Annotated in this window: 13 protein-coding genes and 1 riboswitch; of the genes, 4 read left to right on the plus strand and 9 right to left on the minus strand. The window is 36.9% G+C overall.

Annotation, left to right across the window (positions count from 1 at the left end; all coding sequences use genetic code 11):
- Positions 1 to 24 precede the first annotated feature (24 nt).
- Positions 25 to 1812 (minus strand): alpha-amylase family glycosyl hydrolase, encoded by a 1788-nt coding sequence (locus tag ABVM50_RS14900; RefSeq protein WP_405199287.1) that lies wholly within the window; start codon positions 1810 to 1812, stop codon positions 25 to 27.
- A gap of 238 nt (positions 1813 to 2050) precedes the next feature.
- On the opposite strand from ABVM50_RS14900, the gene ABVM50_RS14905 reads away from it, so the two are divergent.
- Complete coding sequence (locus ABVM50_RS14905) at positions 2051 to 2653, plus strand: hypothetical protein (RefSeq protein WP_405199288.1); 603 nt, start codon at positions 2051 to 2053, stop codon at positions 2651 to 2653.
- A 178-nt stretch (positions 2654 to 2831) separates the two neighbouring features.
- Positions 2832 to 3512, plus strand: a complete 681-nt coding sequence (locus tag ABVM50_RS14910; protein ID WP_405199289.1) for a type 1 glutamine amidotransferase domain-containing protein — start codon at positions 2832 to 2834, stop codon at positions 3510 to 3512.
- A 112-nt stretch (positions 3513 to 3624) separates the two neighbouring features.
- Here the strand turns inward: ABVM50_RS14910 and ABVM50_RS14915 are convergent, their stop codons facing one another.
- The 3 genes from ABVM50_RS14915 to ABVM50_RS14925 are packed head-to-tail and all read right to left on the minus strand — an operon-like array spanning position 3625 to position 5880.
- Positions 3625 to 4941: a serine hydrolase domain-containing protein gene (locus tag ABVM50_RS14915; protein WP_405199290.1), complete on the minus strand. Its 1317-nt coding sequence runs from the start codon at positions 4939 to 4941 to the stop codon at positions 3625 to 3627.
- A 4-nt stretch (positions 4942 to 4945) separates the two neighbouring features.
- A complete protein-coding gene (locus ABVM50_RS14920) occupies positions 4946 to 5548 on the minus strand; it encodes an HAAS signaling domain-containing protein (protein WP_405199291.1) in 603 nt (200 codons plus the stop codon).
- Positions 5545 to 5880: a PadR family transcriptional regulator gene (locus ABVM50_RS14925; protein WP_405199292.1), complete on the minus strand. Its 336-nt coding sequence runs from the start codon at positions 5878 to 5880 to the stop codon at positions 5545 to 5547. The genes ABVM50_RS14920 and ABVM50_RS14925 overlap by 4 nt, the downstream gene beginning before the upstream one ends.
- A 177-nt stretch (positions 5881 to 6057) precedes the next feature.
- On the opposite strand from ABVM50_RS14925, the gene ABVM50_RS14930 reads away from it, so the two are divergent.
- Entirely contained in the window at positions 6058 to 7245 is a 1188-nt protein-coding gene (locus ABVM50_RS14930) for a glycosyltransferase (protein ID WP_405199293.1), read from the plus strand.
- Here ABVM50_RS14930 and ABVM50_RS14935 read toward each other — a convergent pair.
- Together ABVM50_RS14935 and ABVM50_RS14940 are read right to left on the minus strand one after the other, a co-directional pair.
- Positions 7164 to 8483 carry a PIG-L family deacetylase gene (locus ABVM50_RS14935; protein WP_405199294.1) on the minus strand — a complete coding sequence of 440 codons (1320 nt, stop codon included), beginning with the start codon at positions 8481 to 8483 and terminating at the stop codon, positions 7164 to 7166. The two genes, ABVM50_RS14930 and ABVM50_RS14935, sit on opposite strands and share 82 nt — an antisense overlap.
- The gene (locus tag ABVM50_RS14940) at positions 8480 to 9538 is read right to left on the minus strand and encodes an acyl-CoA dehydrogenase family protein (RefSeq protein WP_405199295.1); all 1059 of its coding nucleotides are present in this window, start codon (positions 9536 to 9538) and stop codon (positions 8480 to 8482) included. The genes ABVM50_RS14935 and ABVM50_RS14940 overlap by 4 nt, the downstream gene beginning before the upstream one ends.
- Before the next feature lie 298 nt (positions 9539 to 9836).
- Here ABVM50_RS14940 and ABVM50_RS14945 point away from each other — a divergent pair, with 298 nt between their 5' ends.
- Entirely contained in the window at positions 9837 to 10013 is a 177-nt protein-coding gene (locus ABVM50_RS14945) for a histone H1 (RefSeq protein WP_141878309.1), read from the plus strand.
- 311 nt (positions 10014 to 10324) lie between these two features.
- On the opposite strand, the gene ABVM50_RS14950 is transcribed toward ABVM50_RS14945, so the two are convergent.
- The 3 genes from ABVM50_RS14950 to ABVM50_RS14960 are packed head-to-tail and all read right to left on the minus strand — an operon-like array spanning position 10325 to position 13607.
- The gene (locus ABVM50_RS14950; RefSeq protein WP_405199296.1) at positions 10325 to 10891 is read right to left on the minus strand and encodes a PAS domain-containing protein; all 567 of its coding nucleotides are present in this window, start codon (positions 10889 to 10891) and stop codon (positions 10325 to 10327) included.
- A gap of 11 nt (positions 10892 to 10902) precedes the next feature.
- On the minus strand, positions 10903 to 12597 hold the full coding sequence (locus ABVM50_RS14955; RefSeq protein ID WP_405199297.1) for a ribonucleoside-diphosphate reductase subunit alpha: 1695 nt from the start codon (positions 12595 to 12597) through the stop codon (positions 10903 to 10905).
- Between the two features lie 35 nt (positions 12598 to 12632).
- Positions 12633 to 13607, minus strand: a complete 975-nt coding sequence (locus tag ABVM50_RS14960; protein WP_405199298.1) for a ribonucleotide-diphosphate reductase subunit beta — start codon at positions 13605 to 13607, stop codon at positions 12633 to 12635.
- 103 nt (positions 13608 to 13710) lie between these two features.
- Positions 13711 to 13851, minus strand: a riboswitch (cobalamin riboswitch).
- Positions 13852 to 14305 lie beyond the last annotated feature (454 nt).

Here is a 14305-nt window from a genome sequence, read left to right on the forward strand (position 1 = left end):
CGCCAATTAGCGGGAATATTTAATTTAAGATTCTTGAATAAAGATGAGTGCGGAGTATCCTGGGATCTCAAAAGTTCCCGTGTTCGCTTGTTCTTTACTCTCCGCATGTATTTCCGGATCATGAACTTCCATTTCTGAAAAATCATCATCATACTCTTTAGCCACTGTGTTTAAACGCAGTTTCCAGTTAGACTGTTCCGCAAGATCCAGGTTGTATTCGGTATAATCTGTATTGCTGAAGTTTATAACTATTAAAACTTTGGAGTTCTCATCACCTCGAAGATATGCCAGAACTTTCGAATCGTTATTTAAGTGTATGATTTCAATAGCTTGTTGTCTTAGACCTTCATAGCCCGCGATTTCACCTGTTCTTATTTTAATAAGGTCACTAACCAATCTGGAGATTCCCTGGTGTCTTTCTAATTTCTCCCAGTTGAGTTCTACGGTATCCTGAAAATAGGAATCTTCCATAAATTCCTGACCCTGAAAAAGCATGGGGATTCCGGGAGCAGTAAGCGTGAGTACTATCCCAAGCAGAGCCCGCTTTTTAGCGAAAGCACTTTCGGCATCACCGGGCTGAACCTCTTCAGGCACCCTTGCTTTTCCATTGGCGACTTCATCATGAGATTCAGTATAAATGATCCTTTTAAAAGCGTCGTTGCTCTGCACGAACTGTAATGCACCAGCGATCTTTTCCAGATCTCTGCTATCATCGTGTGTATCTGTAAGTACTTCACGTACCGGGTGTACAAAATTCATATCCCATTGGGAACCATAACCAATTCCGCCATTTTCGATAGTATCGGTTACCATATCGTGACCTTTAAGATCTTCAGCAATAGTAATCATGTGAGGATATTTCTCCTGAATTTCGGCATTGATCTCACGCATCATTTGATTTCCTTCTTCAATAGCAGTGTCTTCTCCCAGACCACCACCTTCGAAACGAATATAGGAAGTCGCGTCCATGCGCAATCCATCACAACGATATTTCTCAATCCACATGAGGGCATTATCTCTTAAATACTGTCTTACCTCTTCCCTACCATAGTCAGGACGAGTGTCACCCCAGGGAGTCTTGCTTCGATGGTCGTTATAGAAATAAATACCACCTTTATCGTTTTGCGACCAGCCATCAAACTGCCAGAGATCCATATCTGAAGGGCCAAAATGGTTGTAGACCACATCCATGATCACTCCAATTCCATGCTTGTGAGCAGCCTTTACCAGATTTGCCAGTCCGTTTGGACCACCATAATCCTGTTCTATGGCGAAAGGATGCGCCGGGTTATAACCCCAGGATTCTCCGCCAGGGAACTCAGCTACCGGAAGCAGTTCTATACAATTGATTCCCAGATTTTTTAAATAATCCAGTTTCTCGATAACATCTTCAAAAGTTCCAACAGTATCTGCCGATTTCCTGTTAAAAGTTCCTACGTGTAGTTCGTAAATTACTAATTGATTGAAAGATGGTAACTGGTATTGATCATCGCCAAAATCAAAGTTAAGATCACGAATTACAGAATTACCATCGCTATTGGTGAGCTCAAACGCGTATGGGTCGTTGCGGTAGAAGGTTTCACCATTATTATGGATGATGTATTTGTATTCATCGCCTTGCTTTGCCTTATCGGTCGTACCAGCCCAGTAACCATTTTCTTCATGTTCAAGTTCCAGGTCTTCGGCGTTCCATTCATTGAAGGTTCCCGTGACGAATATTTTCTCGGCATTTGGAGCCCATACGCGAAAGGTGGTAAGCCCTTCATCTATGATGCATCCCATTCCCGGTGAGCGTTTTATGATAGTTTCCATATTAATTATTGATAATTAGATCGTTAATTCAAGTCTTCAAAACAAGAAGTAAAAGTAGCTGCAGATCTTATTACAAAACGTTAATTATCATTACATTAACTTGCACTTCAGCTGATCCCATTCTCTTTACCTTTTCTACTTCGGAAGAAGTAAGCTTCAGAAATAATACTGGACATGGGAACATCCATTAATTCTGAATATTGCATATATTAAAAGCTGAAACGTTTAAAATTCAGTAGTGATTCAACAGAAAGAGCAGTATTATATCTTATCCAAAAAATGGAGCCTGGACCCAAATCAATGGTCTATGCTTATGGATGGCACAGCAGTTTTATTGACCTTATTCGGCTTTATCATCGCATTCTGGCTCTACAAGGTGCAGCGAGACGATAAAGCCACAGATGCACATCGATTCTTCAAATCTTCCCTACCCGGATTAAAATCTTCCATACATCACGCGATTGCAGATCTACGGGAGTTTAGAGAATCACTGGATCTGGACAAAGTGGTTGATCCTGTGCTTTCAGTTTCCCTGAATGACAAATTCCTGGAGAAAGTAAATCTGGTTGCTTTAAACCGCTATTATGCAAAAAATGAATCGGCAAATCTCGAAAACTTCAATAAGTTGCTGGTTGATTCAAATTTCTTTGGAGATTACCGTGACTATATCACTAACCAGATCAAATATTTTAGAACTGTATACCTGGAAAGAGCTGATGATAATTCTGGAAATATCCTAAGGATGAAAGAAAAGATAAGGACAGTACTCGATAAAGATATTTCCAGATTCGAAGACATACTTGAGAATATTGATCTTCTGCTTCAGGATAGTTCAAAATAGTTACATGCTGCCAAATCAGAGAATTGGTGATAAATAATATTTCTGCTATATAAAAAGATTTCTACAGTTTTACTGATTTAAAATTTAAGATTCTGAAAATTTATAAATGATTTATGATACTGAAAACTTCGATTTCGGGGGCTTTTGGTAATTTCAATTAAATCAAAAAAATCCCGTTATGAAAAAGATATTGATGGTGGTGACATCTCATAAGGCATTGGAAAATACCGACAGTACCACTGGTTTATGGATTGGAGAATTTACAGATCCATATTATGTTTTTAAGGATGAAGGTTATTCAATAGAGATCGCCAGTCCTATGGGTGGCAAGCCGCCCATTGATCCAATGAGCGAACTGACCGAGCATATCACAAGTTCAAATCGGAGATTTCAAAACGACGAAGTGGCTCAAAATGCATTAAATAATACACAACTTCTGTCTGAGGTTTCTGCAGAAAACTATGATGCTTTATTCTTTCCTGGCGGGCACGGACCCATGTTCGATCTTGCCACTAATCATGATAGCGGGAAATTGATCCTGGAGTTTATTGAAAGTAATAAACCGGTAGCTTCAGTTTGTCATGGGCCTGCAGCACTCATCAAGGCAGCTGAAATTGAACCGAGCTTTTTGAAAGGAAAAAGAGTGACCGGCTATTCAAATCTTGAAGAAAAGATGTCGCTTAAAATGGATAATATTCCATATACACTTGAGAACCGACTAAAAGAACTGGGAGGAGAATATCATAATGCAAGTGCTCCTTTCCTTTCCCATGTGGAAGTTGATGGGTTATTAATTACCGGACAAAATCCATTGTCTGCAGAACCTACGGCAAAGGCCTTAGTAGATTTTTGGAAATAAATCATCATTTAATCAAGAAAAACAAAAAGCAAAAACCCTGAACTCCAGATCAGGGTTTTTGCTTTTTGTTTTTCATTTATTTCACTAAGAGAAAAAAGATTATTCGCTGATGCTACTCTTTGATAAATATAAATTCCTGGCCTGCTTGTTTTAAAATCATTTCTTCAGTTTCAGCTTTAAACTCTATTTCCACACCCGCTTTATCGTAAACGAACATATTTTTCGATATCGCATCCAATGGAAATGCAGGTTGTCCCGTAGCTTGCGCCAGCAAGGTATTCTCTTCCATAGAAATAGTGATTTTGGGTGGTATTTGTTCACTTGAGTAGGTACCAACGAACGGTTCAAGCTCACTGGCCTTTAAATCTATTTTTCGGAATTCTGGTAACTTAAATTCATCTCCATAAAAACTTCCCAGTACTGCCAGAAGTATATCATTTTTATTAAAATTTACCCCATTGGAAAGAAGACTAATAGCCAGCTTGTCTTCGGGAAAGTAGCTGGAGACCGCTTCAAAACCATCTATTCCACCAGTATGTCCAAAACTCCATTCATTATTATAAGGGAATCGTAATAGTCCCAAACCAAATCCATTTTCTATAGTTTTCATTTGTTTCAAACTCTCGTCTGAAATTAATTCGTTCTCGAAAAGAGACTTAAGAAATATGTTTAAATCTGTGGGGGTTGATACAATAGCTCCAGCGCCTTGCGGAATAGACATGTCGGTTTCTGAAGACTTTGTCCATTTTCCCAGATACGAATATGAATATGCTTCATTATTGAGTGGATCTATTCTATTACCATAGGTAGTATTTTTTAAACTTAATGGACCCGTAATTTTCTCGTAGAGTAAGTCTTTAAAGCTTTTCTTGTAGATATCTTCCAGGATATAAGTAAGTAGCACAAAATTGGAATTGCTGTACTCACTTTCTGTGGCTGGTTCAAAATCACTAGAGTAACTGGATATTCGTTGGAGCATGCTATCCTTAGGTTGTTGTCTCTGATTCCACATTAAATAATCTTCATTTCTTGTAAAATCATGGATGCCACTACTATGGTTAAGCATATTTTCGATGGTGATCACTTCAGAATTAGTAATTTCCGGATAAAAATCTTTGAGCTTTTGATTAAGCTTTAATTTGCTTTCTTCTATTGCCTTCAGAATTAATACAGACGTAAACATTTTTGAAATAGAACCAATTCTGTACTTAGTCTCATGATCAGATTTCAATGAATCTTCGAAACTTAAAAACCCAATAGTATTTTCATAAATGGTATTTCCATTATAAGAAACAGCTATGCTGCCCATAAACTTATCATTTTGTTCAAGGAGCAGGAAAAGACTGTCTAATCTATTCGTGTTTAGGTTTTGAGCTATGCCGAAAGTTGACAGAAAAAGAAATGATGCGGTGATGATTAGTTGTTTCATAATTTTAATTTGGATTGATTGATCTTTTAAACTTTAATAGAAGGGTTATAATTATATAAGAGATTAGAATTGCAAAAATCATTGCCGGAACGAACCAATTACCTAAACCTTCTGAAATTTCAGGGTTTTTTAAATAGCCATCATTCAGCTTTCCAAGAGCCAGGAATGAGTCATTTTTAAGGAATAGTCCAACATTTCGCGGATTGCTAAGCTTAGCGTAAATAAGAAATACGAAACCCAGCAATGCTATGTATAGCAAACCAAAAATCAAGTAAGAAATTCCATTTGTTATATTTAGTGCCAGGGCCTTAAATAAATGAACAGGGTTAAAAGTGCGCGTAGCCTGCTCTAATTTTTTATCTGCAATGAGAGGTTTTAAGTACTGCTCTGGTTCCCCAAGTTTCTCTAAGATATCAAGTAACCGGTCGGTTTCTGTTCCATTATGATTTCTACCTAATCCTTCATAGATATGACTATTATACTCCAGCAGAACTTCTCTCTGGTCAGCTTTTGAAAGTGTTGATACACACTTCTCTATACGATCTATATAGTTCTTATAAATACGTTGGGAAGCACTTTCCTTAAATTGTATTTCTTTGATATTCATTCAGATATTTTTTTAATAGAAAGGGCGAGATCTTCCCAGTAATCCTGCATTGATCCAAGTGTGATTTTTCCAGTTTCTGTCAGGCTAAAGTATTTTCTTGGAATACCAGAATCCTGTTCCACCCATTTGGAGGTCACTAGATCTTCCTTATTTAATCTATTCATTAATGGATAAAAAGTGCCTTCAGCTATTTCAATTTTAGTCAGTTTTTTAACTTCTTCAATAAATTCATACCCGTAGAACTCATTATTTCTCAGAACATTTAAGACAATGAAAGTCAGTGTGCCTTTCTTGACTTGAGATTTCCATTTCTCGACAAATATTTTATTCATGTGATAAATGTATAACAAAATACATAGTATAACAATGTATTGTTTTAAAAATCATTTTCAATTTTGAATTCTGTGCCTAAATTCTTCTACAATCTCTAACCCTTGCATTTGTTAATTTCATTATAAGCTCTACTAATTCAGCAGAACAATTGAGTATTTTTCGGATAAAAATCTTCAGTGAATATTGAATCCTTAGCAAAAATTGTTGCGGAGCTAAAAGCTTATGGTAACCAAATACCCTCGGTATCGTCAGACATCGAGTTAAGCGTCTGTATTCCTGCCAGGAACGAAGCTCAAACGATTTGGAAAATTCTAACGGCATTGGTTAATCAGCTTTCAGGAGATAAAGCCGTTCCTACTCATTTATATGAAGTTCTGGTTTTATGCAATAACTGTAATGATCATACTGTAGAGCTATGTAAACTATTTCAGGAACTCCATCCCGGGTTTCCATTCTATATTCATGTAACAAACAATCCAGCGATCAATAATGTTGGTGCTGCGAGGAGAGTTTTAATGGATCTTGCCAGCCAAAGACTTACTGATAACGGTTTTATTATCATGACCGATGCTGATACCATAGCAGATAAGAACTGGCTCGATTCATTTTTAAAATTTCAAACTGAACCGGTAGATCTTATATGCGGACAGATCATACCAGACATAAAAGGTTTAAATGCTGAAGCAAAGAAAAATCTTTTTGAAAACAGGCATTATCTTGACCTGGTAAGCAGACTGGAAAGTGAAATATACCCACAGCAATCTGATCCCTGGCCGAGGCACTCTCATAATTCAGGACCTAACATGGCGGTTCGAAATTCAGTTTATAAAAATATTGGAGGCATTCCTCCTATCGCCTGCCTGGAAGATATCGCGTTGTACCAGAAAGTGATAAGCTCTGGTTATGCAGTTAAACATGCGATGGAACCCATGGTTACAACTTCCTGCCGTAGTTCATCCAGAGTTCCGGGAGGTTTTGGTTCTCAGATCCAGAACTGGTCGGCTTCTAAAACTGAAAACGTCGAAGGCTTTGCTAAACTAAGAGAACGCTTCACGGCTTTTGCTGAAATAAGGCAATATTATTCACAGCATTCCGAAGAACTTCTGACTTCTATCGGTCACCGGTTGAAAATTCAGAAACAAACGCTGAGATCTTTAATTGAAGAACACCACAGTAGTAATTCACTGGTCATTTACCTTGAAAATTTTTTGAAAGATCATTCTCCGTGGAATGCTGCCCATCCTAATATTAATATAGCTGAAGCTATTCAAAAGTTAGAAGATCACTTTTCTGTCTTTTCCCAGACTTCCAAAATATACAGCTCAGCTCGCTCAGAATTAAGCAGTTTAAACCGATCTGAGTAATTTTTTCTGAAGTGATCATGTACCTGTTGTCCCGTAAGTGGATATGATCTAACATAAGCTGTCCAATGCACCATGACCAATATTCCACCAGGCTGCAAAGAGTTCGTAATATTTTCAAATATTCTACCTAAGTTATCCAGATCAAAATAGTAACCTACTTCAGATAAAAAGATAGCGTCATAATTACTTCCTGGCAGACCATTACTAATATCCCATTGCATGAATTTGCATTGTGAAGACCCAGCGCACCTTTTTCTAGCTGATTTCAAGGCTTCCTGACTAAGATCTACAGCAAGCAGATCCTTGCATTTTGGAGCTAATAATTTGGTAAAAACTCCGTTGGAACATCCAATCTCTAAAGCATTCTCGAATGACTTTCCTGAGACCGCAGCAATAGTTTTATGATATTTTTCCTGCTCATAACTGCTAGTTTCAAAATCCCATGGATCGTCATCATTTGCATATAAGTTCTCGAAATAGGTTTCACTAACTGCAGGTTTAGATTTGGCTGGGAAAAAGAAATATTCATAATTACCTATAAAAGGCTGCATAAGATCTTTAGTAAGAATAAATCCTTCAGGATCATCATCGATCAAATTTGTAGTCTGACTTATATGGGCCTGGATCGCGGCTTTCTTAATTTCTTTTACGGAATCGATCTTTAATCTGAAAGCCAGAATTTCATCTTCTGCGGGCCAGTCGGCAGGTTCTCCCTTTTTCCAGAGCCAGATTGGATATTCAACAATAGTGCTTTCCAGGTTCTCTACTGCCTTATTAATCAGGTTGTAAGTAGCAACATGATCAATATGATGGTCTCTACGCCAGGGCGCAAAAATTGTGTACGGTTCCTTCTGCTGAAAAAGTTCTTTTAATTCATTTACGACCGAATCATCATTTTTAAACTTTTCAGCTAATTTCCCATCACCAGCATTTAGAAATATGAGATTTTCCTCTTTTAACCCTAGAATCTTACAAGCATTTATTGCTTCAGACTTTCGCAACTTACCCAGTTCATTTGGTGGAAATTTGCTGGAATTAGGGTGCGAAGCATCACCATTAGTAAGAAACAGTATGTACACTTCTGCGTTCTGAGCAGATAAATGAGCTATCAATCCACCACATCCAAGGCTTTCATCATCGGGATGTGGAGCCACAATGATCACTTTTCCCAGATCCCTGTAGAGTCCTTCTATATTTAAAAATGGGGCCTGCTCTATGTGTTCCCGGGTGTTTTTCATTTCTTATAATGTTTAAAAGTATAAGCGCCTACATTTTTGAGCGCAAGGTCCGGTCCTGGTTGTTTAAGATATACTTTGAGATCCCTGTATACCTGTTCCATAGGATGATTTTCCATAAAGCCCTGGACGCCTATAGAGCGTTCGGTTAGCTGTAAGATTTCTTCGGAAATATTTAAAATCGCGCTGCGCATCATATCTGCAAAATTTACAATTTCAGCTGAAGTATAATTTTTCTGATTATCATCTATTTTTTGAGCCTTTTGCAACCAGAACTTCCCAGATTCAATCAGTATCGCCATGGTACCCATACGCTGTTGTTGATACGGGTCACTGGATTTATTTTGTGCATTCAGGTGATCGATCGTGTAGAGCATCAATGTTTCTGCCCCGCCGAGTTGAACCGCTGCAAAACGCATGGCGCCACCCGAAAACCACGGCTGTTGCTGGTATGCATTTAATTTACCTAGCTTAAGTTCACTTGACACTTCTAAGCCCGAAAAATCGATTCGGCAACTTACCGAGTTCTTCATTCCCATGGGATTCCACAAAGACCAGTCCTCGATGAGTTTCGGGTACTCCTTCAGCGGAAGGATCAACATCTGTTTATCACCACCAATTTCAGCAGTTATGATTGCATGATCAATCTGTAGTCCTCCTGAACAAAAGGTTTTTGCTCCATTGAGCTTAAGCTTGCCTGGACTTATTTGTGCAGTAAGAGCTTCAGAACTCATTTCAGTATTCCATACGCTAAATAATTTTCCCATTTTGGCTTCTTGGAAAAAATACTCTTTTTGCGTCTTAGATCCATGATCCTTAATTAGCTTGATCGCGTTTAAATGACCTTCATAAATTCGTCCTACAGATAGATTGCATTTGCCAATCTTACATAATGTTTCATAAATAGGTATGCGTTCATCTTCTAGCCGAAATCTCTTCGGAAGATTAATTTGCAGCAATGATTGTTCATGAAGTAATTGCATTGCAGTTGCTGGAAAATGCCGTGAATCTTCTGGCAACTTTAAACAACATGAATTAATATCTGCAAAATTGGGCATGCTTATTTTTTAAATAAAAATAAAATGTCCCGTGCACTCCCTTGTTAATATCATACTAAATTATTTCTAGCGCTAGGAAATATATTGCTGCATGTATTTCAGGAGATCAACCTTTATCGGTAATTATTCACGCTTATATCAAATTAGAACTAATACTCACTTAATTAAAAAATGATTTCTGAATTATCATCTTTAAATGAATGTCACCAATCACCCAATATGCTACGAAAAATGCAGGAAGAAGTCCACATCCCGGAAAAATCTTCTATTTTCGCACATTAACCTAAAAACATCAAAAATGAAAGAACTAGTTGAAAACATTCAGTCAACATTTGAATCATTCCAGACAGAGGCCAATACTCAATTAGAGAGTGGTAATAAAAGTGCTGGAACCAGAGCAAGAAAAGCATCTTTGGAATTAGAAAAACTTCTAAAAGAATTTCGTAAAGTCTCTGTTGCAGAATCAAAAAAGTAAACTAAAAACCTCCTGAAAAGGAGGTTTTTTTATTATACAGAAGTTTGAATTTAGCTTAAAGCCTTAATATTAAGATTCCAACAAAATTATCAAAGAGACATAAATCCAAAACTTGCAGGTGAAGTAACTTCGATTGCCTGATCTGATAAAATACAAGGGTGTTCCTTGTGCAAACATGTCTGAAACTTTAGTCCTATAGTTTCTTCCAGAATATTTACTTTTTATTTGTCACCTGCTAAATATAGCAATAACAAAAGGCATTTCATCTATCAAATACAAAGCTGTACCGCCGAACATAGTAATATTTTGATTCATCTCACCTTTTGTTCAAATGCCAGATAATGGGTTGTACTATCGTTAAACAATGGGATTACCTTGATCTCACAATTGTAAGCGGTTCTATCCTTCTTATAATTGATAATGATATCTTTGAAAGGCTTATTCTGAGCTATCTTTTCTCTAAATCTTAATTTTGTTTCCAAGGATGTATTTTCTCCGTGTAAAAACTTAGGGCTTTTATTTAATGCAAAGTTTTTAGAATAGCCAGTCATTTTTGTGAATCCGTCATTAAGCCAGATTATTTTTTGGTTCAAATCTGTAATGACCAAAGCCTCGTATTCATTTTCTTTGAAGGCTAATTTCAAATCATTCCTCCATCTGAATTTCTCTGCTAATGCATAAACTTGTTGAATTTCTGAAGATTTTCTGGCATCTCGTATTTTCTTTTGATAACTGTCCATAAAAATATCCCAACTTACTAAAGGTCCTCGTTTCATTTTAGAAGGATCTATTTCATGTTTAATATTATCATATTGTTCTTTTGATAATCCGGCTAGATATATATCCAGACACCGCATATTGTAAAGATTATGTTTCATGATCTAATTATTTATGCTTCACAACTGGAACAACTTACAATGTCTGAGACAAACTCTTTAGAAACACTTTGACTTCTCTGGTAGTACAAAGTCTTAACCCCGAGTTTCCAGGCTTCGATCAGTAATTTATTGACCTCCCTTACAGGCAACCCTGAGGGGATATTCAAATTGAGACTTTGAGCTTGATCTATAAATTTTTGGCGTATGGAAGCCTGCTGAATAATTTCTAACTGACTGATCTCTTTAAAAGTTTTAAAAACATTTTTTTCCTCTTGAGTCAGCATGTCTAAATGTTGAATACTTCCGTGATTTAGCATGATGCTCCTCCAGGTATCTTCATTATCAAGACCTTTTTCAGCTAACAATTCTTTTAGATATTTATTCTTACGCATAAAGTTTCCTTTTGCCAGTCCAGCTTTATAGTAATTACTGCTAAAGGGTTCAATACCGGGGGATGTTTGCCCAAGTATTGCTGAAGAGGAGGTCGTTGGTGCTATGGCCATTAAGGTCGTGTTTCTCAATCCATAGCCTTTGAGAATTTCCGGTTCTCCATAAATCACGGCAAGTTCCTTACTTGCCTTGGTTGCTTTAGCACTAATATCCTCGAAGATTTTGTGGGTAATTCCCTTTGCCTGCATTCCTTCGAACGGGATCCTTTTCTTTTGCAAATATGAATGCCATCCCATAGCTCCCAATCCGAGGGCACGATGATTTTTAGCAAATCGGTTTGCCGAGGCCAGATAGTGATTTCCTTCAGTTTTGGAGATAAATTCCTGTAAAACTCCATCCAGAAAATAGACCGCAAGTTTTACAGCTTCCGTATCCTTCCATTCATCGTATAATTCTAGGTTCATGGAAGAAAGACAGCAAATAAATGATTCATCTTCCGTAGATGGTAATGCAATTTCGGAGCATAAGTTACTTGAATGTATCGTTCTGTTCTTATCTTTATAAACCTGTGGCTTAAAACGGTTGACATTATCCTTGAAGAGAATATAGGGTAGACCTTTTTGCTGCCGACTCTCTAAGACTTTGGCCCAGATTTCACGTTTATCCATGTCCCCGTCTATCATTTCCTGCATCCAGTAGTCGGGCACACAAACGCCGTTGAATAAATTCTGAATGGGATTACCGATATTTTTGATTTCTAAAAACTCTTTTATATCTGGATGATCTATATCCAAATATGCTGCAAATGCCCCACGGCGTACACCACCCTGAGAGATAGTATCCATAGCTGTATCAAATAGTTTCATAAAACTGGTTGCTCCACTACTTTTACCATTATCGGTTACCGCACTTCCTCGTCCTCTTAGTTCTCCAAAATAACCGGAAGTACCTCCACCTATTTTAGTTTGCATGATGACCTCTCCAAGTTTATGGGTTATTCCTTCAATATTATCTGGCACATAGACATTAAAACATGAAATTGGTAAGCCGCGCTCAGTTCCCATATTTGCCCATATAGGAGAACTTAAACTCATCCAGCCACGCTCAATCATTTCGATAAAGGCTTCCGCTAATTCTGGCTTATACAATCTTTTTGCTGAAGCGTTGGCTATACGCTCAATAGCAGACTTAACGGTTTCTCCCTTTAAAAGGTAGCCCCGGTTTAATATTTGCTGACTTTCATCATTAAGCCACCAAAGTCTTTCTTTAGTAGCTTCATTGTCAATCAATGGTTGAGTTTTCACAGTTGTGGTCATAGTGTTATCGAGTTTCTCCTAAAATTGAATAAGGTTTAAAAAAGGTCTGCCGCAGTAATACTTTTATCGTGTTTAGTATACTCCACTGGGCGTCTAGCGAAGAAATCATCCAGACTGTTTGCGAAAATCTCTTCTTCAAACCATAACATTGGTTGGTATTCTTCAGACGAGATGCTATAAATTTTTGATAATCCTATGCTCTGTAAACTTTCATCTAATCTGAATTTCATAAAGTCCATCAGATTTTTTTTATTGATGTTTTCCAACTCTCCAGTTTCGAAGATCCAATCAAGAATTTCTTCTTCAACCTCAATAGACTTTTTGACGATTCCTATGAGTTTCTTATTTAGTTCTTCATCAAAATAATCTGGATATTCTTCACGAATTTGATTGATGATATAGACACCTGCATTGGCGTGAATTTGTTCATCTACTGAAGTCCATGCGATAATGTTACTGATATTCTTCATCACACCCTTAAAGCGATTAAAAGAAAGTACAATTGCAAACTGACTAAATAGGGATACGTTTTCGATTAAAATTGAAAACAATATCAAAGATGAGACATAGTCCCTGGGATCATCTGCCTTACTATGTTCAAGGGCTTCAGATAAATATTTGATCCTGTTTTTAATTGCCGGGACCTCCACTACTTTCGCAAACTCGTTATTATAGCCTAAAACTTCTAAGAGTTGAGAATAGGCCTGTGAATGTCTAAATTCACATTCAGCGAATGTACTTCCTAGTCCGTTAAATTCTGGTTTTGGTAAATGCTTATAAAGATCGCCCCAGAATGATTTTACAGCGATCTCGATTTGAGCTATCGCCAGTAAACTTTTTTTGACCACATCTTTTTCGCTAGCGGAGAGATAGGTATGAAAATCCTGGATATCGGCAGTGAAATCTACTTCTGAATGTACCCAGAAGGATTTGTTGATAGCATCTGTAAATTCTAAAATTTTAGGATATTCAAACGGCTTGTAATTCAGTCTCTTGCTAAAAATACTCATAATGCTTATGTATTATTATTAAACAAAAGCATAAAATGGAATGGAGAGGAAAGTATCGAGTAAGACTACTAAATAATCCAGGACCATTACTTTTTATGCGAAAGTAAAAGTCATTAATTCGAAAAGGTAGTCTGACTTATAATCCAGAATCAGGATTATTTACAGTTGCGCAACAGTTCATGAATTTCACATGATTCCCCTTGAACATCGAATCAACTAATTGTTGTAAACTTATAAAGAAAGATACGTTGATCTTTCAATTAGACTCTAAGTTATCAACACAGTTTTACACATCAAAAATGGTAGTAAGATTTTGAAATTAACTATTATTAGAAAACAGCTAGTAAATAGAAGTGAAAAAAAAGACTAAGCAACTAAGAATAGAAAATAAAAAACACCCAATCCGAATAGGATTGGGTGTAAATTTTAATAACAACATTCTAAATACATTAGTCCGCTGTCTTTGCGGAGAAAGAGGAACTGTCCATACTTTTATTTTCTCAGCAATAATATGACATCAAAAAAATAAGCTTAAAATATACGCACCGAATTTAGCACCTTTGGAATTTTTAAGAATAGGATTCGAACCCAATTAGAAAACTCCGTAATTAAATTACCGCATAATAAATTTTATTTTATAAGTTGATTACGTTTAAAAAAAAGGAAAAACTGCGTTTATCCCCTTAATATTAATGGGT

Origin of the sequence: Christiangramia sp. LLG6405-1 (assembly GCF_045055805.1) — a bacterium.
Taxonomy (GTDB): Bacteria; Bacteroidota; Bacteroidia; order Flavobacteriales; family Flavobacteriaceae; genus Christiangramia.